Raw genomic sequence first — 26,787 nt, 5'->3', positions numbered from 1 at the left:
CGTCGACGCTCGGAGCCGGTCAGGCCTGCTCGGCGAGCACCTCGAGGGCGCGGCGGTCGGGCTTCCCGGAGGCGAGGAGGGGGATGCGGCCGACCGGCAGCACGGCCGCGGGAGCGGCGGCGCGCCCGAGGCGGTCGGCGATCAGGGCGCGCAGGTCGGTGAGCGCGGGAGCCTCCTCCGCCGTGACGACGACCGGGACCTCGCCCCACTGCTCGTCCGCCCGCCGCACCACGACCGCGTCGGGGACGGGCCCCTCGCGGAGCACGGCCTCGACGGAGTCGAGCGAGACCTTCTCCCCGCCCGACACGATCACGCGGTCGAGCCGACCGGTCACCCGGAGGCGCCCGTCGACGATCGACCCCGCGTCGCCCGTGCGGTACCAGCGCTCCCCGTCGAGCTCGAGGAAGGTGGAGGCGCTGCGCTCGTGGTCGATCGCGCCGTCGGCGTCGAGGTAGCCCTCCGCGAGGGTCGGGCCGCCGAGCAGCACCTGCCCGTTCTCGACGCGCATCCGCACGTCGTGGAGCGGGACGCCGTCGTAGACGCAGCCGCCGGACGTCTCGCTCGATCCGTAGGTCAGGCGGATGCGCGCACCGAGGGCGGCGGCGCGGTCCCGCAGCGGCTGCGGCGTCGACTGGCCGCCGATCAGGAGCGCGTCGAACGAGCGGAGCGCCTCGGCCGCGGCCGGATCGCGCTCGGCGAGGTCCAGCAGCCGCGCGAGCTGCACGGGGACCAGCGAGGAGTACCGCCGCTCCCCCGCCGGCATCGTCCGAGCGAGAGCGAGGAAGGCCGCCGCGTCGAAGCCGCCGGCCGGGAGGACGACCGGGTCGGCCTCCGCGGTCAGCGAGCGGACGAGCACCTGCAGTCCCGCGACGTAGTGCGTCGGCAGGCAGAGCAGCCAGCGTCCCGGCCCGCCCAGCTCGGCGAGGGTCGCGGAGGCGCTGGTGAGCAGGGCCGCTGTCGAGAGCGCGACCCGCTTGGGCGGCCCCGACGAGCCCGAGGTCTCGACGACGGCGGCGACGCGCTGCGGCACGACGGCATCCTCGGAGGCGGTCGCAGCGCCGGGGGCGGAGACGCGGATCGCCGGGCCGCTGCCGTCCAGGGCCGCGCGCAGAGCGAGGAGGACGGCCTCGACCGTCGCGTCGACACCGGCGAGCGGGCGGGTCACCTGCGTGCCCTCCGGCTCAGAACTGCCACGGGAACGGCGACCAGTCGGGCTCGCGCTTCTCGAGGAAGGAGTCTCGTCCCTCGACGGCCTCGTCGGTGCCGTAGGCGAGGCGCGTGGTCTCGCCCGCGAAGAGCTGCTGGCCCACGAGGCCGTCGTCCACGGCGTTGAACGCGTACTTCAGCATCCGGATGGCCGTGGGCGACTTGGTGAGGATCGTCTCGGCCCACTCCACCGCGGTCGTCTCGAGCTCGGCGTGCGGGACGACCGCGTTCACGGCGCCCATCTCGTAGGCGCGCTGCGCGGAGTACTCCCGCGCGAGGAAGAACACCTCGCGCGCGGCCTTCTGCCCGATCTGGCGGGCGAAGTACGCCGAGCCGTAGCCCGCGTCGAAGGAGCCGACGTCGGCGTCCGTCTGCTTGAAGCGCCCGTGCTCGGCGGAGGCGAGGGTGAGGTCGCAGACCACGTGGAGCGAGTGCCCGCCTCCTGCGGCCCAGCCGGGGACGGCCGCGATGACGACCTTCGGCATGAAGCGGATGAGGCGCTGCACCTCGAGGATGTGCAGGCGGCCGTTCCGCGCGGAGTCGATGCCCTCGGCGGTCTCGCCGTCGGAGTACCGGTAGCCGTCGCGGCCGCGGATCCGCTGGTCTCCCCCGGAGCAGAACGCCCAGCCTCCGTCGCGCGGGCTCGGGCCGTTGCCGGTGAGGATGACGACGCCGACGCGCGGGTTCGTCCGGGCGTCCTCGAGGGCGCGGAACAGCTCGTCGACCGTGCGCGGCCGGAACGCGTTGCGGACCTCGGGCCGGTCGAACGCGACCCGCGCGATGCGGCCGGAGCGGTCGTGGTGGTAGGTGATGTCCTCGAGTGCGTCGAAGCCGTCGACGGCCGCCCAGCGGTGCGCGTCGAACAGTTCGGAGACCTGCGTGCTCATGTCACGACCCTACTGATCCGGACTGCACGGCGACTCGACACCGCTCGGGCAGACGGAAGGGGACCCCGCTGACGCGGAGTCCCCTTGCCGGTGCTCGCCCCTACTTGGCGGCGGAGGTGGTGCGGTTCTCGGCCGACACCATCCAGGCGTACTGCTCGAGGCTCTGGATGATCGCGTGGAGGAGGTCCGCGCTGGTCGGGTCCTCCTCGTCCACCTGGTCGTGGACCTCGCGCATGGTGGCGGCGGTGTTCTCGAGGCGGATCGTGACCAGGTCGACGGTCTCGGCCGTGTCGATCTCGCCGTGCGGGTACTCGGGGAGGGTGGTGGTCGCGGCGACGGTGTCGCTGCGGCCGTCCGGGATCCCGTGGAGGGCGCGCATGCGCTCGGCGATGTCGTCGCTGAACTCGCGCGCGGCCTCGATGATCTCGTCGAGCTGCAGGTGGAGGTCGCGGAAGTTCTTGCCGACGACGTTCCAGTGGGCCTGCTTGCCCTGGACGTGGAGCTCGATCAGGTCGACGAGGACGATCTGGAGGCTGTCGAGCAGCTCCTTGGAGGCCTTGAAGCCCTTCTCGGCGTTCTGACGGCGGCTGGTCTTGGCACCGGAGCCCGCGGGGGCTTCGACGTGGCGTTCGAGGGTGGTGGTCATGGACCGTTCCTTTCTCTTGCAGTGCCGGGTGCGGTGTCCCGCCCCGAGTCTGGCTTCTTCGGCTGGACGGCGCCCGCACGCGCGGGGTGCGCGCGCTGGACGGGGCCCGTGGTTGCGGGGATCAGATCGTGGCGACGGATCCGGAGTCGACGCGGTAGTTCGAGCCGTTCACGAACGAGGCGCGGTCGGAGCAGAGGAAGGCGATCACGGCTGCGACCTCCTCGGCCTCGCCCCGGCGTTTCAGCTCCATGTACGGGCGCTCCTCGTCGAGGAAGGACGAGATCGCCTCGTCGACCGAGGTGCCCCTCTGCTCGGCGCGCTTGGACATCATCGCGTCGGTCATCGGAGTGCGGATGAACGCGGGCGAGACCGTGTTCACGAGCAGGCCCTCCTGCGCGTATGAGCGCGAGAGGCCCTTGGCGAAGGCGAGGACGCCCGCCTTCGCGGCGCAGTAGGGCAGTTCGTCGTCGTAGGGCTGCACGGCGTCCTCGGAGGCGGTGAGCACGAGCCGGCCCCAGCCTCCGGTGCGGAGGTCGGGGAGGAACTCGCGCACGAGCCGCACAGGCCCGAGCAGGTCGACCTCGAGCGTGCTGGTCCAGCCCTCGTCGTCGATCTCGTGGAACAGGCCCTGCGCCCCCGTGACTCCGGCGCACTGCACGAGGATGTCGATCGCGCCGACCGCTCCGGCCACGCGGCGGTGCAGCTCGGCGAGCTGCTCCGTGCTGGTGACGTCGGCGGCGAAGGCGTGCAGGCGGCCCTCCGGAGCGTCGAGCCCGGCCGCGGCCCGGTCCAGCTCCGCCTGGTCCTTGTCGGTGATCACGACGGTCGCGCCCTCGGCGAGGAGGAGCTGCGCCGTGGCCAGGCCGATGCCGGAGTCGCCTCCGGTGACGAGGGCGATGCGGCCGCTGATGCCGAGATCCATGCTGAGGTGCTCCTTGTGGGTGCGGTGCGAGGGGGTGGTACCGGTCTACGCCCCTCGGAGCCGGCCCTCAACGGGTTGCGCGGACGCCGTCGGCGGGGTTACGCGCGGCCGACCTTCTCCGGCGCCAGCTCCTCGATGGTGATGGCCGCGTTGATCAGCGCGAGGTGGCTGAGCCCCTGCGGCAGGTTGCCCCAGAAGGCCAGGTCGTCGACCGCGATCATCTCGGACATGATCCCGACGTCGTTCGGGACCGTGGCGACGAGCTCGTCCATCAGGGCGACCGACTCGTCGTGCCGACCGACGCAGGCCAGGGCGGACGCGAGCCAGAACGAGCAGGCCACGAACGGGTGCTCCTCGCCCTCCATGCCGGAGTAGCGGAACAGCAGCGCGCCGCGGCCGAGCTCCTTCACCAGGGCGTCGATGGTGGAGATCATCCGCTCGCCGCGCTCGTAGCCGCTGGGCGCGTGCAGGAGCACCGAGGCGTCCAGCTCCTCGCTGCCCGGGTACATCACGTAGGAGCCGAGCTCCTCGGACCAGCAGTGCTCCTCGATCCACTCCCGGATGCGGTCGCGCTCGAAGCGCCAGCGGTCGGGGCTGCCCGCGACCTGGCCGAGCTCCGCCAGGTGCACGGCCGCGTCGAGCGCCTGCCAGCAGCCCATCTTCGAGGAGGTGTAGTGCTGCTCCTCCTCCAGCTCCCACATGCCCGCATCGCGGTTCCGCCACAGGTCGCAGGTGGTGTCGGCGACGCGGGCGAGGAGCCGACCGGTCTGGATGTCGAGGACGTTGCCCTCGTCGACGTAGATGCGGCAGATGTCGAAGAGGTCGCCGAAGACGCCCAGCTGCAGCTGGCTCTGCGCTGCGTTGCCGGCGACGACCGGGCCGATGCCGGCGTAGCCCGGGACGTCGAACTCCTCCAGGACGGTCGGCATGGAGCCGTCGAGTCCGTAGAAGATGTGCAGGTCCGGCCCGTGCTCCTTGATCGTGCGGAGGAGCCAGGACAGCGCGGCGTGCGTCTCCTCGCGCAGGCCGAAGCGCACCAGCGCGTGCATCGTGTACGCGGCGTCGCGCACCCAGGCGAAGCGGTAGTCCCAGTTCTTGCCGCCGTTGGGCGACTCCGGGAGCGACGTGGTCGCGGCCGCGGCGATGGCTCCTGTGGGCGAGTAGATCAGCAGCTTGAGCGCGAGGGCGCTGCGCTGGACGGCCTCGGACCACGGGCCGTCGTAGGAGAACTCCTCCGACCAGTCCTGCCAGCTGCGGATGGTGCGGTCGATGCCGCGGTCGACGTTCTTCGCGACCGGGAAGTGCAGCGGCTCGTCGTGCGTGGCCGACACGACCAGGACGTGCCGCACGGCGTCCTTCCCCGCGGTCACGACGAAGGAGCCCGTCAGCTCGTCGCCGGCGCCGGAGGGCGCGTCGTCGCCGTCGGGCCCGTGCTCCTGCCCGGTGACGCCGATGGTGATGTCTCCGGCGCGGATGAGCGAGCGGCCGTCGGCGTTCTGGATCCACGGGGAGAACCGGCCGAGTCCCGTTCCGGGACGCACGGCCCACCGCATCCGCACCTCGCCGTCGACACCGTCCACGCGGCGCGCGAGCTCGGCCCACGGGAGGCGGCCCGCGATCCCGGTGACGAGCGCGTCCGTCACGCGGACGGTGCCCGACTCGGTGGTGAAGGTGGTCTCGAGGACGTTCGTGTCGCGGATGTAGGCGCGCGAGACCTCGGCGGGCTCCTCGGGGGCGAGCTCGACGCAGCCGCCGGACTCGGCGTCGATCAGGGCGGCGAAGGCGGGGGTGGAGCCGAGGTCCGGGACGGGCATCCAGTCGACGCTGCCGTCCTTCGCGATCAGGGCGACCGTGCGACCGTCTCCGATCGCGGCGTAGTCGCGCAGGGGCCTGGTCGAGCGGGGTGCAGCCATCCCCTCACCGTAGGGCGCGGGCGGTGCGCCGATTCGGGCTTGCGGGCGGACGGGCTTGCTTGTAGCGCCCGGTCAGGTCGCGGCGACTCCGCCGTACTCCTCGAGGCGGTCGGTGAACTCGCCGCGGTCCTCGTCCTGCAGGACCCCGTTCGCGTACCCGGCGAGGAACGCGCCCTGCGGGTCCGGCGAGAGGCCGACTCCGTCGAGCATGTCGGCGACCAGGCCGGTCGGATCGGCGTCGAGGTCGACGAGGCCCAGCTCGATCGCGGGCACGAGGTCGGCGGAGGAGCGGGCGGTGACGATCCAGAGCGCGGCCGAGGCCTCCTCGTCCGAGAGGTCGCCGTCGAGCTCGTAGCCCGCCTCCGACCACTCCTCGGGGGTGTCGGCCACCTCGACGTCGTCGAAGCCGAGGGGCGAGAGCGCTGCGGTGAAGCGGTCGACCGCCGCCTGCCTGTCGGCGTCGGCCGAGACGTCGGCGGCGGCGTACTCGGTCGCCGAGATGTAGTCGTAGAGGAGGGAGGGCCCGCCGTAGGCGTTCTGCGACTGCTCGTAGTACTCGTCGTCGGCCGAGGTCCACTCTTCGGGGACGGCGCCCTCGACGGCCGCGACGGCCTTCTCGGCACTCGCGCGCACGTCCTCCGCGGACGGCTGGCCGAGGATCGTCGCGGCGTCGCCGTCCTGGTAGCCGGGGTAGTCGTAGAGCGGATCGGACGGGTCCCCGCTGCCGAACGGGTCGTCCGTCGGGTCGCCGAACGGCTCGGACGGAGCGCTCGTCGACGCGCTGCCGGCGGCGGAGTCGAGCGCGCCGCCCACTCCGACGGCGACGAGCGTGCCGAGCACGCCGGTGTAGACGACGCCCACGAGGAGGCTCGTGCCCAGCGCGATCCAGGCGCCCCTGCCGAGCGGGCGGTGGGAGGGGACGGAGCCCTGCGTCGGGCCCGGGGCGGGCGCGGGCGGCGGGCTCATCGGCATCTGGCTCATCGCACTCCTCCGGACTCCAACGGCAGCCTCGTCAGTCTGGCACCTCGGCGGGCGCTCGGAGGAGCGACCCCGGGGGCTTGCGCGCGCGTCGCCGACCTCCTGCGCCCGGGTGGCCGCCGCGTCGCCCCGGCCGGTGGACAATGGCCGGATGGACGACGTCGTGCCCGCCTCCCCGCTCCCCTCCCTCGGCGAGATCGACGCGGGACTCCGCGTCGTCGCTCTGCCGCTGCGCACCCGCTTCCGCGGTGTGGACCACCGCGAGATCGCGCTCGTGCGCGGCCCCGAGGGCTGGACCGAGTTCTCGCCCTTCCTCGAGTACGGCGCAGAGGAGTCGGCGGCGTGGCTCCGGGCGGCGATCGACTACGGCTGGAGCGAGCAGCCGGCACCGCTGCGCGACCGCATCCCGGTGAACGCGACCATCCCGGCCGTCGCACCGCACGAGGTCGCCGCCGTGCTCGCGAGCTACCACGGCTGCCGCACGGCGAAGGTGAAGGTCGCCGAGCGCGGCCAGACGCTGGCCGACGACGTGGCCCGGGTCGTCGAGGTCCGCCGCCTGCTCGGTCCGGAGGGCCGGATCCGCGTGGACGCGAACGGCGGCTGGAACCTCGACGAGGCCGAGCACGCCGTCCACGCCCTCGCGGAGTCCGACCTCGAGTACGTCGAGCAGCCGTGCGCGAGCGTCGACGAGCTGGCGGAGCTGCGCTACCGGGTGAAGTACATGGGCATCCCGATCGCCGCCGACGAGAGCGTCCGCAAGGCCGCCGATCCACTCGCCGTCGCCCGGGCCGGAGCCGCGGACCTGCTGGTCGTGAAGGCCCAGCCGCTCGGCGGGACGCGCCGGGCGCTGGCGCTCGTCGCCGAGGCGGGGCTGCCGGCGGTGGTCTCGAGCGCGATCGACAGCTCGGTCGGACTCGCCATGGGCGCCGCCCTGGCCGCGGCGCTCCCCGAGCTGCCCTTCGACTGCGGACTCGGCACCGCGTCCCTCCTCGCCGCGGACGTCACGGAGCGGCCGCTGCGGCCGGTCGACGGCAGCATCCCCGTCGGCCGCGTGGAGGTCTCGGAGGAGCTCCTCTCCCGTCACGCCGTGTCGCCGGAGCGGCTCGCCTGGTGGCGAGCGCGGCTCCGCGACTCCTACGCGCTGCTCTGATCGTCGGCGGCGGGCGCCGCGTCCGAGGAGCGGCAGAATGGGAGCGTCGGCCGCCGGTGCCCGACGCATCCCCCACCCTCGAGCATCGGAGCACCGTGAGCGCATCGACCGTCCCCGTCTTCCTCGACTGCGACACCGGCATCGACGACTCGCTCGCCCTGGCGTACCTCCTCCGCTCGCCCCGGGCCCGCCTCGTCGGGATCAGCACGGTCAGCGGCAACACCGACGCCCGCCGGGCCGCCGTCAACAGCCTCGGCCTGCTGGCGCTGGCCGGCCGCGACGACGTGCCGGTCGCCGTGGGGGCGCACCACTTCCTCGAGGAGGACTACGCCGGCGGATCTCCGCACGTGCACGGCGACGACGGCATCGGCGGGGTCGCGCTGCCCGAGGGCGGCGAGCCCGTCGACGAGGATCCGGCCGACCTCCTCCTCCGTCTCGCTCGTGAGCACGAGGGCGAGCTGCGGCTGGTCGCGATCGGCCCGCTGACGAATCTCGCGCTCGCCCTCCGTGCGCACCCGGAGATCGCGTCCCTCGTTCACTCGGTGACCGTGATGGGCGGAGCCGCGCTGGTCCCCGGCAACGTGACCGCCGTGGCGGAGGCCAACATCTGGCACGACCCTGCGGCCGCCGCCGAGGTCGTCGCGGCCGACTGGGATCTGACGCTCGTGCCCCTGGACGTGACCATGCGGCACCTGCTGACGGAGGAGGACCGCGCCGTCCTGCTCGCGTCGCCCGATCCCCTCGCGCAGGCCATCGGGCAGGCGCTCGACTTCTACTTCGACTTCTACGTCGGCCACTTCGGCGGGCGCACCGCTGCCATGCACGACCCCATGGCCGCCGCGATCGCCGTCGACGCCGTCGCCCTCACCTCCGCCCCGCGCGTCCACGTCACTGTCGACGCCACCCACGGCCCCGGCCGCGGCCAGACCGTCGCCGACCTCCGCGGCATCTACCGCGGCGTTCATCCCTTCGACGCCCGCACCCGCGTCGTCCTCGCCCTCGACGCCCCTTTCGCCCCCCACCTCATCGACGTCGTCACCTCCGTCTGACCCTTCCGCCGTCGCCCCCGGCGTCCACCACCGCCACTCGACAGGCACGGATCCGCCCGCAGCCCGTCCGTGCCCCCCTGTCCGCGAAACGCCCGCTCCGCGCGCTACTCGATCAGCAGGCGCCGCCCCCCCTGCGCGTCCATCTGCGGAAACTCGACCGGCCCGCTCCCCGCGTTCGCGCCATGGGATCTCGATACGCGCGCTGCGCGTGTTACCCGATCAGCATGTTCCGTCGACCGCCGTCTACCCCGGCCTTCCCGCGAAGCCCAGCTCATCAGAACCCGGCCGCGTAGCGGAGCCCACCCGGACCCGACCGCGAAGCGGAGCCCAACGAACGCGACCGCGTAGCGGAGCCCAACGAACCCGACCGCATAGCGGAGCCCGGCCAGACCCGACCGCGAAGCGGAGGCCTCCCGCGGCGACCGCGAAGCGGAGCCGTCCTCGTTCGTGTCCTGGTAAGCGGTCGGCGGGGCCTGGTGGGGTCGATCGCAAGGCGGAGGGGTCGGGCGTAGCGGCGCTACGTTCGTCGCCGACAACACCGCGAGCGGCCCCGCGAGGCCCCGCCGACCCGATCGCAAGGCGGAGGGGTCGGGCGTAGCGGAGCTACGTTCGTCGCCGACAACGCCGCGAGGGACCCCGCCAGGCCCCGCCGATCACATGCCGGTGTCGAGGCCGGAGTAGGCGTGGAGTCCCTTGAAGAACACGTTGACGACGCCGAAGTTGAACATGACGGCGGCGAAGCCGACGATGGCGAGCCAGGCGGAGGGGGTGCCGCGCCAGCCGCGGGTGGCGCGGGCGTGGATGTAGCCGGCGTAGATGGTCCAGATGATGAAGGTCCAGACCTCTTTGGTGTCCCAGCCCCAGTAGCGGCCCCAGGCCTTCTCGGCCCAGACGGCGCCGGCGATGAGCGTGAAGGTCCAGAGGATGAAGCCGAGGATCGTGACGCGGTAGGCGAGGTTCTCGAGGGTGAGGGAGCTGGGCAGGGTGCGCAGGAAGCGGAGGACCGAGCGGGGGCTGTCGCCGGAGGATTCGCGGCGGGCCTGGAGGAGCTGGGTGACCGAGAGCGCGAAGCCGAGGGCGAAGAACGCGGTGCCGAGGATCGCTACGAGCACGTGGATGACCAGCCAGTAGGACTGGAGTGCCGGCGGGAGCGGGACGACGGCGACGTAGTAGTTGACGGTCGCGATGCCGAGGAGCACCAGGACGAGGCCGGTGATGAACGCTCCGAGGAAGCGGAGGTCCCAGCGCAGCTGGACGGCGAGGAAGACGCCGATGATGATGAGCGTCCCGGTCATCGAGAACTCGTACATGTTCGCCCAGGGGACGCGGCCGGCGGCGACGCCGCGGAGGACGGTCGCGCCGAGGTGGAGCACGAAGCCGAGGAGCGTGAGCGAGAACCCGATGCGCATGGTCTTCGAGCGGGCGGGGGCGCGGTAGACCTCGTCCTCGACGCGGCTGCCGATGCGGGAGAGAGTCGCGGTGCGTCCGGAGCCTGCGGCGGCGACGGTGGCCTTGCCGCTGGCCGCGCGGTCGGCGGCGGCCTCGGAGGCGACGCGCTCCGCCTCCTGCACGACCTCGATCGACTCGCCGTCGGCCAGGGAGGCGCGGCGGGCGAGGTCGATCGCGAAGAAGACGAACGCCATGGCGTAGATGCCCATGGCGGAGGAGAGGCACAGCACCGAGTACTGCGAGAGGGTCGCGATCACCTCCTCAGGGTAATCGCTCGCCGCCCCGCCCGCCCCTTCGCGCTTGCACAGACTCGGCCCCTGCCCAGCCGGGTGGCGCCTGTGGAGGGGTCTCCGGCGCGTCCGGGAGCCGGGTCAGTCGAGCGGGGCGTGCCGGTCGGCGATCGTCCGCACGGCGCGCACCAGCTGGGGGTCCTCGCCGCGGGCGAGTCCCGCGTACTCGAGGAGGAGGCCGCCGTCGTCCTGGGCGGTCGCCTTCACCCACACGCGGCGCCGCGGGACGAACAGCGAGGTGAGGAGTCCGGCGAGCACGAGGATAGCGAAGAGCAGCACCCAGCCCTGGGTCGCGTCGTGGTGGATGTCGAACGAGGCGAAGCGCTTGACGCTGTCGGTGCCGATCCGCGTCGGGTCGGCGCCCGTGTTGTCGAAGGTCACGCTGCCGAGCCCGTTCGGGAGCTCGGCCGTGTCGCCGGGCTTGAGGGTGATCGGCGCGACGCCGGTGGTGCCGCCGGTGAGCCGGGTCAGCGAGTCGGTGTTGAGCACGTAGACGGATGTGGGCACTCCCCCGTCGAGGCCGAGGTCGCCCGCGAAGACGTTCAGCGAGAGCACGGGGTACTGCAGGTCGGGGAAGATCGAGGTCGACGCCCCGGAGGCCAGCGTGTCCTGCGTCGGGTAGAAGAAGCCGGTGAGGCCCAGCTGCTCCGAGAGCCCGTCCGGCACCTTCACGACGCCGACGGAGGTCAGGTTCGCGTCCTGCGGGAGGAACGGCACCGAGTCGGTGAAGATCGCCCGGCCGGAGGGATCCCGGACCGTGATCGTCGGGGCGTAGCCGTTACCGAGGAGGTAGACGTTCGTGCCGCCGATCGCGAGCGGGTCGTTGACCTTGATCGTGCGGTCCTCGGTGCGCCCGCCGCGCTCGGAGGTCGTGACGTTCGCGGTGAAGTCGACGGGCTGGCCGAGCGCCGACTGGTTCTGCTCCTCGTACTTCACGTCGAGGCTGTCGAGGGTCAGCTGGTACGGGTCGAGCTGGCTGCTGTCGAAGAAGCGACCGGGGTTGAAGGAGTCGTAGGCCGCGAGGTTGTTCGCGAACCCCTGGGAGCCCTCGACCAGCACGCGCTGCCCGCTGTAGCCGAATCCGCCGCCCACTCCGACGGCGACGAGGATGCCGACCAGGGCGGAGTGGAAGACCAGGTTGCCGGTCTCGCGGAGGTAGCCGCGCTCGGCCGAGACGCTCGACCAGCGGCCGCGCGGGTCGTCGTAGCGCTCGACGCGGTAGCCCGCCCGGCGCAGGACGGAGTGGGCGGAGGCGACGGCCTCCTCCTCCGTCGCGCCCTCGACCTCGCGGACGGTGTAGCCGGCGAGGCGCTGCAGGCGCGCCGGGGTGCGCGGCGGCCGCGATCGCATCGCCTGGAAGTGGTGACGCGTGCGCGGGACGATGCAGCCGATCAGGGAGATGAACAGCAGCAGGTAGATGCTCGAGAACCAGGCGGAGGTGTAGGTGTCGAACGCCTGCACCCTGTCGAGCAGGGGCGCGAGGTCGGGGTTGTCGACGAAGTACTGGGTCACGCCGTTGGGGTCGGAGGAGCGCTGCGGCACGAGCGATCCGGGGACCGCCGCGATCGCCAGCAGCAGCAGCAGGAACAGCGCCGTGCGCATGCTGGTGAGCTGGCGCCACATCCAGCGGAGCCAGCCGGTGAACCCGAGCGCCGGCTGCGTGACGGTGCCGTCGGAGTCGTAGTGGTCGGCGGGGCGGAAGGAGGCGTCCGTCCTCCGCTGCGCGGCCTCGTCGGGGCGGCGCGTGCTCTCCTCGGGCTCAGATCGCCGGCTGGAAGCCATCGATCACCGCCGAGAGGGATCCGTAGACGAGGGTGTTCCAGATGCCCGTGACCATCAGGACTCCGATCAGGACGAGGGCGGCGCCGCCGAGGATGTTGACCACGCGGATGTGGCGCTTCACGAAGGCGAGCGTGCTGGTCACCCAGCTGAAGCCGAAGGCGACGAGGAGGAAGGGGATGCCGAGTCCGAGGCAGTAGACCAGGGCGAGGAGGGCGCCGCGCCAGGGCGAGCCCACGCCGTAGCTGAGGGCGAGGATCGAGCTCAGCGTCGGGCCGAGGCAGGGCGTCCAGCCGACGCCGAAGACGATGCCGAGCAGCGGCGCTCCGATCAGCCCGGTGGCGGGACGGATCCCGGGTCGGAGCGTGCGCTGGAGGAACGAGAACTGCCCGATGAAGACGAGCCCCATCGCGATCACGACGAGCCCGAGGACGCGGGTGATCAGGTCGGTGTACTGGCGCAGCCAGAAGCCGACCGTGCCCGCCGCCGCCCCGTAGAGGACGAACACCAGCGAGAATCCGAGCACGAAGAGGAGCACCCCCAGCACGACCCGGCGGCGTCCGCGGGCCGCCCGCTCGTCGGCGTCGGTGAATCCGCCGACGTAGGCGAGGTAGCCGGGCACCAGCGGGAGCACGCAGGGCGACGCGAAGGACACGAGCCCGGCCAGGAGCGCGATCGGCACGGCCAGCAGGAGCTGACCGCTGACGACGATGTCGCCCACGCCGCTACTCCTCCTCGGCGAGCGTGTCGCCCACGAGGGTCGAGAGGATCGACGCCTCCTGGAGCTGGCCGAGGATGCGCGACGCGACGCGCCCCTCCCTGTCGAGGACGAGCGTCGTGGGCACGGCGTTCGGCGGGACGGTGCCGGTGAAGGCGAGCTGCACCGACGAGTCGGTGTCGACGATGGAGGGGTAGCCGAGCCCGAAGGTCTCGGCGAAGGCGGCCGCGGTGGGGGCCTGATCGCGCACGTTGACGCCGACGAACGACACGCCCTTGTCGGCGAACTCCGTGTTCACCGTCTCGAGGTCCGCGGCCTCGGCGCGGCACGGGGCGCAGCTGGCGTACCAGAAGTTGACGACGACGACCTGCCCGGCGAGATCCGCGGAGTCGATGGTGGCGCCGGTCTCGTCGGTGCCGGAGAAGACGATGGGGTCGTCCCGGTCGGCGGCGGCGATCTCGGTGACGGTGCCGTCCCCCGAGATGTAGCCCTTGTTGCTGCCGTTGCGGTACTGGTCGGCGAGCGGATCCTCGGAGCAGCCCGTCAGCGCGAGCGCGGCGGCCAGCGCGAGGACGCCCGCGGCGCGGAGCCGCCCCGTCCGGCGCATCAGACCGCTCCCACGTCGGTGGCCAGGCCCTGCAGGCCGGCGGCCGGGTCGGAGTAGCCGACCTCGACGAATCCGTCGCCGCGGCGCTCGAGGGTCGTGATACTCGAGAGGGCGCAGCGGCGCTTGCGCGGATCGTGGAAGAGGCGCTCGCCGGCGAGGGCGCGGTGGACCGTCCAGATGGGGAGCTGGTGGCTGACGATCGCGGCGTCGCCCTCCTCGGTGCCCTGCCACGCCGACTCGATCGCCGCGTACATCCGCGCCGAGATGGAGAGGTACGGCTCGCCCCAGCTGGGCTCGAAGGGATTGCGGAGCCACGGCCAGTGCTTGGGGTTCCGCAGGGCGGAGCTGCGCGCGGCGAGGGACTTCCCCTCGAAGCGGTTGCTCGGCTCGATCACCCGCTCATCGGTGCGGATCTCGAGCTCGAACGCCTGCGAGATCGGCTGCGCGGACTCCTGCGTGCGCTGGAGCGGCGACGCGATCAGCGCCGTGACGTGGCGCCGGCGCTCGAGCAGGTCGTCGGCGGCGGAGCGGGCCATGCGGTGGCCCAGATCCGAGAGCCGGAAGTTCGGGAGTCGTCCGTAGAGGACCCGGTCGGGGTTGAACACCTCGCCGTGCCGCACGAGATGGATCTGATCGGCAACCACGAGCGACAAGTGTACGGAACGCGGCGTGGGGGAACGCCGGGAAAGGGTCGCCTGAGCCGGACCTGAGCGGAGCCTCAGCGGCGCGCCGAGACCGCCGCCGACAGCCGCCGCACGAGCGGTCCGGGCAGGTGCCGCACCACGGCCATCGGGACCCCGAAGCGCAGCGACGGCACCGAGACGACGGAGCCGCGCGCGACGTCGCGGAGGAACTCCTCCACCACCGCGTCCGCGTCGAGCCAGAGGAAGGAGGGGATGGAGGAGGTGTCCATCGCCGCCCGCTCGTGGAACTCGGTGCGCACCCAGCCCGGGCAGAGCGCGGCCGAGCGGACGCCCGTGCCGCGCAGCTCGACGGCCAGCGACTGCGCGAAGGCGGTCGCCCACGCCTTCACCGCGGAGTAGGGGCCGAGGTGCACGAAGCCCGCGACGCTCGACACCGTGAGGATCGCGCCGCGGCCGCGGGCGGTCATCGCCTCGGCCGCCGCACCCGAGAGCACGGCGACCGAGCGAACCATCACCTCGAAGGCGTGGTCCTGAGCGGCGACGTCCGGCTCGGCGAAGGTCCCGTCGATCCCGAAGCCGGCGTTGTTGACGAGGACGCGGACGGGCCGGGCAGGATCGACGAGCCGCGCTCGCACCTGCTCGACCTGCTCGCGGTCGCCGAGGTCGGCGGGCAGGACCTCGACCGCCGCGGCGCCGAGGCCGCGCAGTCCGGCCGCCGCCTCCTGGAGGCGCTGCTCGCTGCGGGCGACGAGGACGAGGCTCCAGCCGCGGCGCGCGAACGCCCGGGCGAACGCGAGGCCGATGCCGGAGGAGGCGCCGGTGATCAGTGCGGTGCTCATGCTCCGACGCTAGTGGGGCTGGCTGCGCGACACCGCGGCTTGGCTCCGCCTATCCTCCGAACCCTCCGCAGGTATGGAAGTCAAGCGCGACGTCACTTCAGCGCTACAGATCGCCGTCGCGCTCCACGGCGTCGGCGTCGGCGTCGACGTCGATCCAGCCTGAGCCCCTCGGCCGGCACCGCCCCATCGCTCGGCAGCGAGCGCCGACGAGCGACGCGAAGTCCCCGTCCCTCTCGAGCGGCACCCGCGCCACCAGGCCGCCTCTCGGCATGAGACACAGACGAAGGGCCGGCGCTCGGGGAGGAACGCTATCCCGCCGAACATGCGCCGCTCGCGCAGGTCCCCGCTCGGCACGAGCATCCGCCGCACCCACCCGGCGAGACGCGTGACGTGCCGCATCCGCTGTTCCCCTCCCTTGGTGCGCCCGTAACGCCCCTCGCGTGCTCGCGTGCTCGCGACCGCATGCGTCCGACGCGCAAGAGGCGATCATGGCCTCCCTCCACGCACGCCAGACCGCAGGACCGGCGAGTCGGCGCTCGCGAGTCCGGCGCTCAACCCCGCCTCCCTCGCGGGCCCTCAGCGTCAGCCATGGATGAAGGCCAGCAGATCCGGGCTTAATCGCATCGGCGTGCGTCACAGCATGCCGCGCGAGTAGCCCTCGTCGATCCTGCGCGTGGCATTTCCGGCACTGCCAGCAAGGCGTTCAAGTAACTACCAGACTTGGCAAACCCGTCAGTCAGCATGACCTCACAAAAGTTTGTAAGTAAATTCCCGAAACCAGTACTCCTTGGCCAGCCGAGTCGGCGCCGTCGGTCTTAAACTTCAAATCCTAGAGACGCTGCATACGAACGAAGGACTCCTGCAAATTCTCGGGATTCGCCTATGCAGTCCCGCACATCCTCGGCGTATACTGCTCTGTACTCAGGATTGTCCGTGTCTGCCCAGATTCGTAATATTCGGTCCAGGTCCTCTATCCTGCGCATTCTTGAAATAAGCAAATCTTCCCGTTCAACAAATTTAAGTTGCCGAAGTGTATTCTTACCACGAGAACTCGACAGAAGGGCGACGGTTAAAGGGCCAAGGAACTGTAGATGCTCCTCAATGTCGTCCTCAAATGGGTTGAGCAGTCTCAGGCCCTCATCATTCGTCCAATAATCAGACTTATTTGTGTTGCATCGCGAACATGCAATTCCCAGATTTTTCCAATCGAGAACCATATCTGGAAACACTTTTTTTGGCTTGATATGGTCGACCGTAGAATAGGAGACGTCATCGATGATGCTTTCGCAGTAAATGCATTTGTGTGACGCTTCGATCTTCAGCGCATTTATCACTTCAGTGTTACTCCACGGCCGGGGTTTATGATCTTTCGGCGCTGCTAAATATTCGCGCGTCCTTTCTTCCTGATGCAGCTGGAGCCATTCCGGTGCCGAGTTCTTGCTAAGTCTTCGCATTTAGCCCCGCGCCTCGATTGCTCGAACCGCAGCAGGAAATTGCCGATCAAGACCCAACCGCTTCAGCTCCGAGCGGAAGGCGCGTAATTCATCTGCCGACGGACTTTCCCCGAGACCACTCATTAGACCTTCAAGCTCAGTTTCGGCCCAGATTGGTAGCGCAGAGTCAAGACCAAGAACAGACATAAGCGTCTCATCAGGCGTAGCTGTCGGGTTGATATTCTCGACCCTTCGAGAGCGAACTCGACCATCTTCGCCCTTGCTCAATGCGTAAACATTCGCGTCGCGAACTGCAGTTACAACCAAAGGGCTATGGGTAGCAACGATAAAATTGACATTAGGAAAGGCCCGCAAGAGTGAAGGTATAAGCGACCTCTGAAGTTCGGGATGGAGGTGATTTTCCGGCTCGTCAATGCAAACCGTAAACGCCAACTGGTTTCTCTGCCGGAGAAAGATCTGCCAAGAGAGCTCTAGCATTGCGCCTATTCCTCCTGACACAGCCTCGAGCGGAAACTCGGCGTTTTTTGTTACGAGGATTATTTCCGCATCGTCGACTAGTAAGCGATCAAACTCGAGGGCTTTAGGAAGAAACGTCCGGAGAATTCGCTGGTAACCCTCCCACACGTCGCGCGCCGCTTCATTTTGGCGCACAGCAGTGTTCCCGTAGGCGTACATTGCTGCAGCAACCAATGCCTCCTTCATGCGGTAGAGAGGAGAGTGATTCGAAGCCCCGCCAGCATATCTCACCTGAATTTCAGAGGAGAATTGTTGCAGGAGGGTGTCCGACTCCGAAAAGCGTGGCGGTAAAGACTCTAGTGGCTGATAAAAGCTGACCGACCGATGGGAATTTATGAAGATACCCGGCACGGTCTGCATGGAACTCATTTGTAGTGGAGCATTCCGCGTTCCGGAACCGTTAGACTGCAGTAGGTCCGTTCGCGCCCCGTTGGAGTAATATAATGTTCCGACTGAACCTGTCTTTTCGGCGCCTGAGCGGTCATCTCCACTGACCAGCAGCTGCGCTGGCCAGTTGAAATGTGGTCCGAGAATGTTGAGCAACGTAGTCTTGCCTGCTCCATTCGCCCCAGTCAGCACGGTGAGCGAGGAATGAAAGACGATGCTCACCGCGGAAAACTGTCTCCAATTCGTTATCGTCAGCTCGCTTAAGGTATTTGTCGATGAAGCTCGCTCTAGGTCGAGTTGCTCGCGAAGCTCTTCGAGTTCAATCCATTCGTCTAGCCACTGCGCCTTCTCCGTGAGAAGCGCAGGATCACTAAGCGCTCGGCGACCCGCCTGCGAAATTTGCGAACCATATCCATTAATCGCGAGTTCAATAAACCTTAGCCGCTCAAGAACGTCAATTGATCTTGCATTTAGGCGTACCCGCTCGGGATCCTCTCTCCATGACACATCACCATTGGCAGCCAGATCCGCAAAGGCCTGTTTCTCGGTAGGATGTGTATATCGACTAGCCGCGTGAAGCAATGCGCGCGCTTGAGTCTCAATCCGTTGAAGATCCACGGTACAAGTGTACCGACGATGACGCGCAGGATCACAAAAGTTTCATATGTATATTGCTCGCCAATTAGCGAGTGAATTTCAGAAATGCACAATTCCTCTAGATCGCATCCGAGCATCTGTCATGTTTTTTCGGCGGTTTCTCGGCCGCTAAAGTCAGACTCCGCTGGTTCCGCGAGCGGGATCGACGCGAAGGGCTGCAGAGAACTCGGAGGGCGCGCGAACTGCCCCCGAGTAGACTCCCCTACCGTGACCGACGAGACCCGCCTCCCCCGAACCACTGTCAAGAAGCTCGCCGCGCTCGAGGACGGACCCGTCCGCGTGTCCGGCTGGGTCGAGACCGTGCGCGACCAGAAGAAGGTGCAGTTCGTCGTCCTGCGCGACGAGTCGGGTGCCGTGCAGCTGGTGAACCCGGCCGTGCGCGAGGCCGTCGAGGGCGACGACGCGTCGGCTGCGCGCCTCGCGATCACCGAGGAGATCTCCGGCCTCGCCCAGGGCTCCTTCATCACCGTCACCGGCGCGCTCAAGCACGACGAGCGCGTGAAGCTCGGCGGCATCGAGGTCAAGCTCGAGACGCTCGAGGTCGTCGCCGCGTCGATCCCGGAGGCGCCGATCGCACCCGACTCCGGCATCGACAAGCGCATGGACTGGCGCTTCCTCGACCTGCGCCGTCCCGAGCAGAACCTCATCGCCCGCGTGCAGACCACGTTCGAGCACGCGCTGCGCACGTACTGGATCGAGCACGACTTCATCGAGATCCACACCCCGAAGCTCATGGCGAGCGCCTCGGAGTCGCGGGCCGAGCTCTTCGAGGTCGAGTACTTCGAGACGAAGGCCTACCTGGCGCAGAGCCCCCAGTTCTTCAAGCAGATGGCGCAGCCCGCCGGCTTCGGCAAAGTCTTCGAGGTCGGCCCCGCCTTCCGCGCCGACCCCAGCTTCACCTCGCGTCACGCGACCGAGTTCACGAGCGTCGACGCCGAGGTCTCCTGGATCGACTCGCACGAGGACGTCATGGAGCTGCACGAGCAGCTGATGGTCGCCGGCCTCACCGCCGTCGTCGAGAAGCACGGCGCCGAGGTCAAGGCGCTCTTCGACATCGACCTGACCGTCCCGACCACGCCGTTCCCGCGCATCCCGCTCGCCGAGGCCAAGCGCATCGTCGCCGAGCGCGGCTACGAGGTGCCCCGCGCCGACGACGACATGGACCCCGAGGGCGAGCGCCGCATCGCGGCCTACGTGCAGGAGGAGTTCGGGCACGACTTCGTGTTCCTCACCGACTACGCGTCGAGCATCCGGCCGTTCTACCACATGCGCCGCGAGGGCGACGGGACGATCACCAACAGCTACGACCTCATCTACAACGGCGTCGAGATCTCGACCGGAGCCCAGCGCGAGCACCGCGTCGACGTCCTCGTCGAGCAGGCCCGCGAGAAGGGCCTGGACCCGGAGGAGCTCGAGTTCTACCTCGACTTCTTCCGCTACGGCGTCCCGCCGCACGGCGGCTTCGGCATGGGCCTCTCGCGCGTGATCATGCTGATGCTGAACCAGGCGAACCTCCGCGAGGTCACCTACCTGTTCCGCGGCCCGACCCGCCTGCTGCCCTAGGCGCGCACCACGGTCGCGGGAACCCCGGACCATCGAGACCGCCGCGGACGGCGGTTCCCCTCGACGGGCCGGGGTTCCCTCGCGCCAGCGGCTAGGGAGCCGGCAGCACCACGAGGTCGAGGTAGTCGGCCAGGCACGCCACCATGTCCACCGCGTCGCGCTCGAGCAGCCACTGCAGCTGCACACCGTCCCAGAGCGCGATGATCGACGCCGCCACCCGCTCCGGATCGGACCCCTCGCGCAGGCGCCCGGCTGCCTGGAGCTCGCGCAGCTCGGCCGCGTACTCGCTGCGGAGGCGGCGGAACCGCGCGGCGAAGAAGTCGCGCCCCGGGTGCTCCTGCGTCGTCGACTCGCCGCAGAGCACGGCGTACAGCTCGATCACTCCGGGCGCCGTCTCGTTGTAGCGGGTCTGCCGCAGGATGCCGGCGACCAGCCCCTCCTCCGGGTCGGGCGGCGAGGAACCGTCGCCCGTGATCAGGTCGCGGTGCTCGAGGACCGCGAAGAGCAGGTCGGTCTTCGACGGGAAGTAGTGCAGGAGGCTCGTCTGGCTGAGCCCGACGCGGTCGGCGACCTCCTGGAGGGAGCCGCGGGCGTAGCCCCGTGCAGCGAAGACCTGGTGGGCCGCCTCGATGATGGCGCGGCGGCGCTCGGCCGACTTCGCGTACGGGCCGCGTCGCCTCGTCGCCTCCGCCATCGACCCCTCCTCAGCACTGGAGGCACCTCGCCGTGCCCCTCGAACGGCCAGCGTAGCGGCGGCGGAGGAGCAGTGCCGCCAATTTCGAGTACCTACTCGAATTCGTGGTAGCGTCCCGATCATCGCCGGGTGAGACTCCCCGGCTCTCCACCACGACGAAGTGAGGGAAGATGCATCCGTTCACCCGGAGACAGCTCATCGCCGCCGGTCTCGGCACCGCGGCACTCGGGAGCCTGACGGCCTGCGCGACACCGGGCACCGTCTCGGTCAACACGGCGCCGACGATCGCCCCGGCCACCGGCCCGGTCCGCCTGCAGTACTGGGGCTGGCTGAAGGACCTGCAGAAGGTCTGCGACGTCTGGAACGCCTCGCACCCCGAGATCCAGGTCGAGGCCGTCTGGATCCCCGGCGGCAACGCGGGCGGGTACCAGAAGCTCTACTCGGCCCTCGCCGCGGGCGGCGGGCCGGACCTCGGCCAGGTCGAGATCCGCTCCGTCCCCGAGTTCATGCTCGTCAACGGCCTGGTCGACCTCACCCGGTACGGCGTCGAGCAGTATCGCGACCTGTACGACCCCACGCTCTGGGGCCAGGTCAGCTACACCGGCGGCGTCTACGGCATCCCGCAGGACAGCGGCCCGATGGCGCTCTTCTACCAGCCCGAGGTGTTCGGGAAGGTGGGTGCGGAGCCGCCGACGACCTGGGACGACTGGGCCGCGGTGGCGACGGAGCTGCGCGGAGCCGGCTCCTACATCGACTGCTTCCCCCTCGCCGACGCCTCGGTCTTCGCCGCGTTCGCGACGCAGGCCGGTGCGCAGTGGCTGCGCCCGGAGGAGGACGGCTGGGTCATCGACATGACCGACGACGCCACGACGCGCGTCGCCTCCTTCTTCGACACGGCCATCGACCAGGACCTGGTGCAGACCGGCTACGGCGCGTACTCCCCCGCGTGGTTCGCGGCCGCGGCGAAGGGCGGCATCGCCTCCTGCGCCACCGGCAGCTGGGGCGACGCCCTGATCGAGGGAGTCAGCGGAGGCGCGGGCAAGTGGCGCGCTGCTCCCATGCCCGTCTGGGGCGACACCGGCTTCGGCTCGAGCTTCCTCGGCGGATCGACCGCGGCGGTGTTCTCGAGCAGCAAGCACCCGGAGGAGGCGATCGCGTTCGCCGTCTGGATGACCACCACGCAGGAGGGCATCGACGCGATGATCACCAACAGCGGCATCGGCTGGTCTCCCGCGGTCGGCGAGATCGGCACGGCCCGCAAGGGTCCGAGCGACTTCTTCAGCGGGCAGAACTACAACGAGGACGTCCTCGTGCCCGCATCGAAGGAGCAGAACCCGGACTGGTCCTGGTGGCCCGTCACGCAGCAGTCCTTCAACATCCTCAGCGACGGCTTCCGGAAGAAGGCGTCCGGGCTCTCGCTCGTGGACGCGGTCGCCGAGGCGGAGCAGCAGATCATCACGGTCTTCGAGAACAAGGGCCTGAGCATCAGGAGGGCCTCCGCATGACCACCACGACCTCCCCCGCCGCCGCCGCGGTCGCGGCCACCACGCGGACGCCGGGCGCGCCCCGGCGCAGCCGCGCGGTCGCCCGCGCCCCGTGGATCCTCCTCGGACCCTTCCTGGCCCTGTTCGTCCTCACGTTCATCGTCCCGATCGTCGTCGCCGTCGGCTCCAGCTTCACGAAGGTGACGCGCTCCGGCCTCTTCGGCGAGGCCGGGGTCACCAGCGGGTTCGCGGGCTTCGACAACTACGCGCAGGCCCTCGCCGACGGCAACTTCATCGCCTCCATCGGGCGGATGTTCCTCTTCGGCATCGTCCAGGTGCCGGTGATGATCGCCCTCTGCACCGTCCTCGCGCTGATGCTCGAGTCGGCGTCGGCGAAGTTCCCCGGCTTCTTCCGTGCGGCCTACTTCCTCCCTTACGGAGTGCCCGGAGTGATCGCGACGATCCTCTGGTCGTTCCTCTACGTGCCCGGCCTCAGCCCGCTCATCGACGCGGCGAACGTGGTCGGGCTCCAGCCCGACTTCCTCGGTGCGGACACCGTGCTCTGGTCGATCGCGAACATCTCGCTCTGGAGCTACACCGGCTACAACATGCTGATCATCGTCGCCCAGCTCAAGGCGATCCCGGTCGAGCTCTACGAGGCGGCGAAGGTCGACGGCGCCTCCACCTGGCGCGTCGCCCGCAGCATCCAGCTGCCGCTCATCCGCCCCGCGCTGGTGCTGACGACGATCTTCTCGATCATCGGCACGCTCCAGCTGTTCGCCGAGGCGCAGGTGCTGAAGACGGTCGCTCCGGCGATCGACAGCCAGTACACGCCGAACCTCAGCGCGTACACCACGGCCTTCGCCTACAACGACTACAACGTCGCCGCCGCCCAGGCCGTCCTGATCGCGCTGGTCGCGTTCCTGCTCTCCTTCACGTTCCTCTCGATCTCGAACAGGAGGTCGTCATGAGCCGCACCGAGACCCCGCCGACCACGACCACCGGAGTCGTCACCGCCGACCGCCCCGTGAAGGCCGGACGCGGGCCCGACCGCTCGGCCGGCCGCAACCGCGCCTCGACCATCATCGTCACCGCGATCCTCGTCGTCGTGGCGGTCTACTTCCTCATCCCCGTCTACTGGGTCGTCGTCGCGGCGACCAAGACGACCGAGGACCTCTTCGCCACCTACGGCTTCTGGTTCGCCCCGACGTTCGCGCTCTGGGACAACCTGACGCAGGTGCTGACCTACGGCGACGGCATCTTCGTCCGCTGGTTCCTCAACTCCGTCCTCTACGCCGGAGTGGGCGCCCTGCTCGCGACCTACCTCGCCGCGGCGGGCGGCTACGCGCTGGCCAAGTACGAGTTCCGCGGCAGCAGGCTCGTGTTCGGCACGATCCTCGCGGGCGTCCTGGTGCCGGGCACCGCGACCGCTCTGCCGCTGTTCCTGCTCTTCAGCCAGATGGGCATCGCGAACACCTACTGGAGCGTGCTGATCCCCTCGCTCGTCTCGCCGTTCGGGCTGTTCCTCTGCCGGATCTACGCTCAGGCGACCGTGGACACCGCGATCATCGAGGCGGCGCGCATCGACGGCGCCGGCGAGCTGCGGATCTTCCACACGCTCGGGCTGCGCATCCTGACTCCCGCGCTGGTCACCGTGTTCCTCTTCCAGCTGGTCGGGATCTGGAACAACTACTTCCTGCCCCTGGTGATGCTCTCGGACACGAACCTGTTCCCGATCACACTGGGACTGAACAACTGGCTCGGACAGGTCGACCGCCTGCCCGAGTTCTACGAGCTGACGACCGGCGGCGTCCTGCTGTCGATCATCCCGCTCGCCATCGCCATGATCGTGCTGCAGCGCTTCTGGCGCGGCGGCCTGACGGAAGGCTCCGTGAAGTGACGACTCCCCCGACGACCTCCCACTACCTGACGGACACCGGACCGGGCTCCGGCCGCCGCCGGGCCCCCCGCTCGTGGCTGCACACCGACGCCCCGGCGCTCCCGCTGGACGGGGAGTGGCGCTTCCGCCTGCTCCCCGCCGCTCCGGGAACCCTGGGCGGCGCCGGCGTGCTGCCGGAGGGCGAGGGCGTGGACGCCGTCGGGGACGAGTCGTTCGACGACTCCGGCTGGGACCTGATGCCGGTGCCCTCGCACTGGGTGCTGCAGGGCGACGGGCGCTACGGACTGCCGGCCTACACGAACGTGCAGTTCCCGTTCCCGACCGAGCCGCCGTTCGTTCCGGACGCGAACCCGACGGGCGACTACCGCCGCACCGTCGTGGTCCCGGAGGAGTGGGACTCCGCCGAGGCGGTCGTCCTGCGCTTCGACGGCGTCGATTCGCGGTACCGCGTCTGGGTCAACGGCGTCGAGATCGGGATCGGCTCCGGCAGCCGGCTCGCGCAGGAGTTCGACGTCACCGGCGTCGTCCGCCCGGGCGAGAACCTCGTCGTGGTCCGCGTGCACCAGTGGTCGGCCTCGAGCTACGTGGAGGACCAGGACCAGTGGTGGCTGCCGGGGATCTTCCGCTCGGTGCACCTGCTCGCGCGCCCCGTCGGCGGGATCGAGGACGTGTGGCTGCGCTCCTCCTTCGCCGGCGGCGCGGGCCGCATCGAGGCGGAGGTGACCGCCGCGGCCGACGCGTTCCCGCTGACGCTGCGCGTGCCCGGGCTCGGGATCGAGACGGTCTGGGCCTCGGCGGAGGAGATCGCCGCGATCGAGGTGCCCGAGGTCGAGCCGTGGTCGGCGGAGGCTCCGCGCCTCTACGACGCGACGCTCGCCTCCGCCGGCGAGACGGTCTCGCTGCGGCTCGGCTTCCGCACGGTCGAGATCCGCGGCGACCGCTTCCTGGTCAACGGCGAGCGCGTCGTCTTCCACGGAGTCAACCGCCACGAGACGCACCCCGACCGCGGTCGAGCGTTCGACGAGGACTCCGCCCGCGAGGACCTCGCGATGATGAAGCGCTTCAACGTGAACGCCATCCGCACCAGCCACTACCCGCCGCATCCCCGTCTGCTCGACCTCGCCGACGAGCTCGGCTTCTGGGTGGTCCTCGAGTGCGATCTCGAGACCCACGGCTTCGAGCGGGTCGGCTGGGCGGGCAACCCCAGCGACGACCCCGCCTGGCGCGAGGCCTACCTCGACCGCATCGAGCGGACTGTCGAGCGCGACAAGAACCACCCGAGCATCGTGCTCTGGTCCCTCGGCAACGAGGCGGGCACCGGCGCGAACCTCGCCGCGATGTCCGCCTGGGTGCACGGGCGCGACCCGGAGCGCCCCGTCCACTACGAGGGCGACTACACCGGCGCGTACACCGACGTGTACTCGCGGATGTACTCCTCGATCCCCGAGACCGAGCGGATCGGCACCGACGGCTCGCTCACTCCGCTGCTCGGCTGCTCCCCCGGCGAGTCCGCTCGGCAGCGCTCCAAGCCCTTCCTGCTCTGCGAGTACGTGCACGCGATGGGCAACGGCCCGGGAGCGATCGACCAGTACGAGGACCTCGTCGACCGCTTCCCGCGGCTGCACGGCGGCTTCGTCTGGGAGTGGCGCGACCACGGCCTGCGGGCGCGCACGCCGGAGGGCGTCGAGTACTACGCGTACGGCGGCGACTTCGGCGAGGTGGTGCACGACGGCAACTTCGTGATGGACGGCATGGTGCTCTCCGACGGCACGCCCAGCCCGGGCCTGTTCGAGTGGAAGCAGATCGTCGCTCCGGTGCGCCTCACGGTCCGCGGCGACGGCGTCGTCATCGAGAACCGCCGACACGACGCCTCCACCGCCGATCTGCGCTTCGCGTGGCGGGTCGAGCGGGACGGGCGGGTCACCGCGGAGGGAGTGCTCGACGCCCCGGTCATCGCGGCCGGCGACGCCGTGCACGTCGAGCTCCCCCCGCTCGAGGTGCGTCCCGGCGGCGAGACCTGGCTCACCGTCGACGCGGTCCTCGACGCCTCGACCGCCTGGGCGGAGGAGGGCCACGTGCTCTCCACCGGTCAGCACCTCCTCGCCGTGCCGTCGGCGGTGCCCGCGTGGACCCGCGCCGTCCGCGCCGCTCCGCCCCTCGAGGGCGGTGCGCTCGGAGTCGCGCGGTTCCGCGACGGCCGGCTCGCCTCCCTCGCCGGCCTGCCCGTCGACGGACCGCGCGCCGAGCTCTGGCGCGCCCCGACCGACAACGACGAGGGCGCGGGCTTCCCCGGCTACGTCACCGGCGACCCGTACGACGGCGACGGCCGCGGGACGCCGGCCCCCTCCTCCGCCGCCCGCTGGCGCGAGGCCGGACTCGACCGCCTGGTCGGCCGCGTGCAGGAGGTGGACGCCTCCGCCGGGCTCCGCCGCGTGACCCGCTTCTCGGCCGCGGACCTCGATGCGGGACTCCTGATGGAGGAGCGCTGGAGCGTCGACGGGGAGAGCACGGTCCTCCGCGTCGACCTCGTGCCGACCCGGGGCTGGGACTCCGTCTGGCCGCGGCTGGGCATCCGGATCGACATGCCCGCGTCGATCGACGGCGCGGAGTGGTTCGGCACCGGCCCGCTCGAGTCCTACCCCGACAGCCTCCGGGCCGCGCGGGTGGGGCGCTTCACGGCGGACATGGACCGGCTGACGACTCCGTACGCCCGCCCGCAGGAGAGCGGTCACCGCAGCAGCGTGCGCGAGCTGACGCTGACGGAGGCGGGCTCGCCCCGGCTCCGCATCGAAGCCGCGCGCGACCTGCACGGGCGCCTCCCCGGCTTCACCCTGGCGAGGCACACGCCGCAGGAGATCACGGCAGCCGCGCACCCGCACGAGCTGCCGGCGTCGGAGCGCGCGGTCCTCGTGATCGACGCCGCCCAGCACGGCCTGGGCTCCCGTGCGTGCGGTCCGGACGTGTGGCCCGACTTCCAGATGCGGCCGGAGGCGCGGACGATCCTCCTCCGCTTCACCGCGGCCGGCTGAGCGCCGGGAGAGGACGAGGGAAGGCC

At 70.2% G+C, this 26,787-nt stretch carries 22 protein-coding genes; 7 read left to right on the top strand and 15 right to left on the bottom strand.

Annotated features, from left to right (window positions below; genetic code table 11):
• Window positions 1–19: 19 nt before the first annotated feature.
• The 6 genes from C5C69_RS01620 to C5C69_RS01595 all read right to left on the bottom strand — a co-directional run bounded on the left by C5C69_RS01620 (window position 20) and on the right by C5C69_RS01595 (window position 6,555).
• A complete protein-coding gene (locus C5C69_RS01620) occupies window positions 20–1,165 on the bottom strand; it encodes an AMP-binding protein (protein WP_104257162.1) in 1,146 nt (381 codons plus the stop codon).
• 16 nt (window positions 1,166–1,181) lie between these two features.
• Window positions 1,182–2,093 (bottom strand): 1,4-dihydroxy-2-naphthoyl-CoA synthase, encoded by a 912-nt coding sequence (locus C5C69_RS01615; protein WP_104249778.1) that lies wholly within the window; start codon window positions 2,091–2,093, stop codon window positions 1,182–1,184.
• A 100-nt stretch (window positions 2,094–2,193) separates the two neighbouring features.
• The gene (locus C5C69_RS01610; protein ID WP_104223596.1) at window positions 2,194–2,739 is read right to left on the bottom strand and encodes a Dps family protein; all 546 of its coding nucleotides are present in this window, start codon (window positions 2,737–2,739) and stop codon (window positions 2,194–2,196) included.
• A 121-nt stretch (window positions 2,740–2,860) separates the two neighbouring features.
• Entirely contained in the window at window positions 2,861–3,661 is an 801-nt protein-coding gene (locus C5C69_RS01605) for an SDR family NAD(P)-dependent oxidoreductase (RefSeq protein ID WP_104225910.1), read from the bottom strand.
• 98 nt (window positions 3,662–3,759) lie between these two features.
• Window positions 3,760–5,574, bottom strand: a complete 1,815-nt coding sequence (locus tag C5C69_RS01600; RefSeq protein WP_104247930.1) for a glycoside hydrolase family 15 protein — start codon at window positions 5,572–5,574, stop codon at window positions 3,760–3,762.
• 72 nt (window positions 5,575–5,646) lie between these two features.
• The gene (locus C5C69_RS01595; protein ID WP_104257161.1) at window positions 5,647–6,555 is read right to left on the bottom strand and encodes a hypothetical protein; all 909 of its coding nucleotides are present in this window, start codon (window positions 6,553–6,555) and stop codon (window positions 5,647–5,649) included.
• 148 nt (window positions 6,556–6,703) lie between these two features.
• Here C5C69_RS01595 and C5C69_RS01590 point away from each other — a divergent pair, with 148 nt between their 5' ends.
• On the top strand, window positions 6,704–7,702 hold the full coding sequence (locus C5C69_RS01590) for an o-succinylbenzoate synthase (protein ID WP_104254851.1): 999 nt from the start codon (window positions 6,704–6,706) through the stop codon (window positions 7,700–7,702).
• A gap of 95 nt (window positions 7,703–7,797) precedes the next feature.
• Window positions 7,798–8,751 carry a nucleoside hydrolase gene (locus tag C5C69_RS01585; RefSeq protein ID WP_104257202.1) on the top strand — a complete coding sequence of 318 codons (954 nt, stop codon included), beginning with the start codon at window positions 7,798–7,800 and terminating at the stop codon, window positions 8,749–8,751.
• Between the two features lie 653 nt (window positions 8,752–9,404).
• Here the strand turns inward: C5C69_RS01585 and ccsB are convergent.
• The 8 genes from ccsB to C5C69_RS01545 all read right to left on the bottom strand — a co-directional run bounded on the left by ccsB (window position 9,405) and on the right by C5C69_RS01545 (window position 18,052).
• Window positions 9,405–10,457: a c-type cytochrome biogenesis protein CcsB gene (ccsB, locus tag C5C69_RS01580; RefSeq protein ID WP_374953562.1), complete on the bottom strand. Its 1,053-nt coding sequence runs from the start codon at window positions 10,455–10,457 to the stop codon at window positions 9,405–9,407.
• Window positions 10,458–10,571: 114 nt separating this feature from the next.
• Window positions 10,572–12,272 carry a cytochrome c biogenesis protein ResB gene (locus C5C69_RS01575; RefSeq protein WP_104257160.1) on the bottom strand — a complete coding sequence of 567 codons (1,701 nt, stop codon included), beginning with the start codon at window positions 12,270–12,272 and terminating at the stop codon, window positions 10,572–10,574.
• Window positions 12,250–12,990 carry a cytochrome c biogenesis CcdA family protein gene (locus C5C69_RS01570; protein WP_244230512.1) on the bottom strand — a complete coding sequence of 247 codons (741 nt, stop codon included), beginning with the start codon at window positions 12,988–12,990 and terminating at the stop codon, window positions 12,250–12,252. Before C5C69_RS01570 ends, C5C69_RS01575 begins: the two co-directional genes overlap by 23 nt.
• Before the next feature lie 4 nt (window positions 12,991–12,994).
• Complete coding sequence (locus C5C69_RS01565) at window positions 12,995–13,594, bottom strand: TlpA disulfide reductase family protein (protein ID WP_104224865.1); 600 nt, start codon at window positions 13,592–13,594, stop codon at window positions 12,995–12,997.
• On the bottom strand, window positions 13,594–14,238 hold the full coding sequence (locus tag C5C69_RS01560; protein ID WP_104257159.1) for a histidine phosphatase family protein: 645 nt from the start codon (window positions 14,236–14,238) through the stop codon (window positions 13,594–13,596). The genes C5C69_RS01565 and C5C69_RS01560 overlap by 1 nt, the downstream gene beginning before the upstream one ends.
• 74 nt (window positions 14,239–14,312) lie before the next feature.
• On the bottom strand, window positions 14,313–15,077 hold the full coding sequence (locus tag C5C69_RS01555; protein ID WP_104257158.1) for an SDR family oxidoreductase: 765 nt from the start codon (window positions 15,075–15,077) through the stop codon (window positions 14,313–14,315).
• A gap of 815 nt (window positions 15,078–15,892) precedes the next feature.
• A complete protein-coding gene (locus C5C69_RS17430; protein WP_104257157.1) occupies window positions 15,893–16,531 on the bottom strand; it encodes an HNH endonuclease in 639 nt (212 codons plus the stop codon).
• Window positions 16,532–18,052 carry an AAA family ATPase gene (locus C5C69_RS01545; RefSeq protein ID WP_104257156.1) on the bottom strand — a complete coding sequence of 507 codons (1,521 nt, stop codon included), beginning with the start codon at window positions 18,050–18,052 and terminating at the stop codon, window positions 16,532–16,534. It lies immediately after the preceding gene.
• Between the two features lie 246 nt (window positions 18,053–18,298).
• Here C5C69_RS01545 and aspS point away from each other — a divergent pair, with 246 nt between their 5' ends.
• A complete protein-coding gene (gene aspS / locus C5C69_RS01540) occupies window positions 18,299–19,654 on the top strand; it encodes an aspartate--tRNA(Asn) ligase (RefSeq protein ID WP_244229585.1) in 1,356 nt (451 codons plus the stop codon).
• A 91-nt stretch (window positions 19,655–19,745) separates the two neighbouring features.
• Here the strand turns inward: aspS and C5C69_RS01535 are convergent, their stop codons facing one another.
• Window positions 19,746–20,348, bottom strand: a complete 603-nt coding sequence (locus C5C69_RS01535; protein WP_258059745.1) for a TetR/AcrR family transcriptional regulator — start codon at window positions 20,346–20,348, stop codon at window positions 19,746–19,748.
• Window positions 20,349–20,518: 170 nt separating this feature from the next.
• On the opposite strand from C5C69_RS01535, the gene C5C69_RS01530 reads away from it, so the two are divergent.
• Genes C5C69_RS01530 through C5C69_RS01515 form a run of 4 tightly spaced genes read left to right on the top strand, consistent with a single transcriptional unit; the run spans window position 20,519 to window position 26,761 of the window.
• A complete protein-coding gene (locus tag C5C69_RS01530; protein WP_104257153.1) occupies window positions 20,519–21,853 on the top strand; it encodes an ABC transporter substrate-binding protein in 1,335 nt (444 codons plus the stop codon).
• Window positions 21,850–22,803: a carbohydrate ABC transporter permease gene (locus C5C69_RS01525; RefSeq protein ID WP_104225918.1), complete on the top strand. Its 954-nt coding sequence runs from the start codon at window positions 21,850–21,852 to the stop codon at window positions 22,801–22,803. Before C5C69_RS01530 ends, C5C69_RS01525 begins: the two co-directional genes overlap by 4 nt.
• A complete protein-coding gene (locus C5C69_RS01520) occupies window positions 22,800–23,732 on the top strand; it encodes a carbohydrate ABC transporter permease (RefSeq protein WP_104225919.1) in 933 nt (310 codons plus the stop codon). Before C5C69_RS01525 ends, C5C69_RS01520 begins: the two co-directional genes overlap by 4 nt.
• Window positions 23,729–26,761 (top strand): glycoside hydrolase family 2 TIM barrel-domain containing protein, encoded by a 3,033-nt coding sequence (locus tag C5C69_RS01515; RefSeq protein WP_219812331.1) that lies wholly within the window; start codon window positions 23,729–23,731, stop codon window positions 26,759–26,761. Before C5C69_RS01520 ends, C5C69_RS01515 begins: the two co-directional genes overlap by 4 nt.
• Window positions 26,762–26,787 lie beyond the last annotated feature (26 nt).

Origin of the sequence: Rathayibacter sp. AY1C7 (assembly GCF_002931865.1) — a bacterium.
In the GTDB taxonomy this organism is placed as follows: Bacteria; Actinomycetota; Actinomycetes; order Actinomycetales; family Microbacteriaceae; genus Rathayibacter.
The sequence above is the reverse complement of the archived record's forward strand: the minus strand, read 5'-3'. Positions and strand labels throughout refer to the sequence as shown.

What these genes read in the sequence shown, in the direction of transcription:
- C5C69_RS01610 (WP_104223596.1), bottom strand. Translation starts at nt 2,739, where the DNA reads ATGACCACCACCCTCGAACGCCACGTCGAAGCCCCCGCGGGCTCCGGT.
- C5C69_RS01600 (WP_104247930.1), bottom strand. Translation starts at nt 5,574, where the DNA reads ATGGCTGCACCCCGCTCGACCAGGCCCCTGCGCGACTACGCCGCGATC.
- C5C69_RS01525 (WP_104225918.1), top strand. Translation starts at nt 21,850, where the DNA reads ATGACCACCACGACCTCCCCCGCCGCCGCCGCGGTCGCGGCCACCACG.
- C5C69_RS01590 (WP_104254851.1), top strand. Translation starts at nt 6,704, where the DNA reads ATGGACGACGTCGTGCCCGCCTCCCCGCTCCCCTCCCTCGGCGAGATC.
- C5C69_RS01530 (WP_104257153.1), top strand. Translation starts at nt 20,519, where the DNA reads ATGCATCCGTTCACCCGGAGACAGCTCATCGCCGCCGGTCTCGGCACC.
- C5C69_RS17430 (WP_104257157.1), bottom strand. Translation starts at nt 16,531, where the DNA reads ATGCGAAGACTTAGCAAGAACTCGGCACCGGAATGGCTCCAGCTGCAT.
- C5C69_RS01520 (WP_104225919.1), top strand. Translation starts at nt 22,800, where the DNA reads ATGAGCCGCACCGAGACCCCGCCGACCACGACCACCGGAGTCGTCACC.
- C5C69_RS01565 (WP_104224865.1), bottom strand. Translation starts at nt 13,594, where the DNA reads ATGCGCCGGACGGGGCGGCTCCGCGCCGCGGGCGTCCTCGCGCTGGCC.
- C5C69_RS01555 (WP_104257158.1), bottom strand. Translation starts at nt 15,077, where the DNA reads ATGAGCACCGCACTGATCACCGGCGCCTCCTCCGGCATCGGCCTCGCG.
- C5C69_RS01615 (WP_104249778.1), bottom strand. Translation starts at nt 2,093, where the DNA reads ATGAGCACGCAGGTCTCCGAACTGTTCGACGCGCACCGCTGGGCGGCC.
- C5C69_RS01595 (WP_104257161.1), bottom strand. Translation starts at nt 6,555, where the DNA reads ATGAGCCAGATGCCGATGAGCCCGCCGCCCGCGCCCGCCCCGGGCCCG.
- C5C69_RS01575 (WP_104257160.1), bottom strand. Translation starts at nt 12,272, where the DNA reads ATGGCTTCCAGCCGGCGATCTGAGCCCGAGGAGAGCACGCGCCGCCCC.
- C5C69_RS01605 (WP_104225910.1), bottom strand. Translation starts at nt 3,661, where the DNA reads ATGGATCTCGGCATCAGCGGCCGCATCGCCCTCGTCACCGGAGGCGAC.
- C5C69_RS01535 (WP_258059745.1), bottom strand. Translation starts at nt 20,348, where the DNA reads ATGGCGGAGGCGACGAGGCGACGCGGCCCGTACGCGAAGTCGGCCGAG.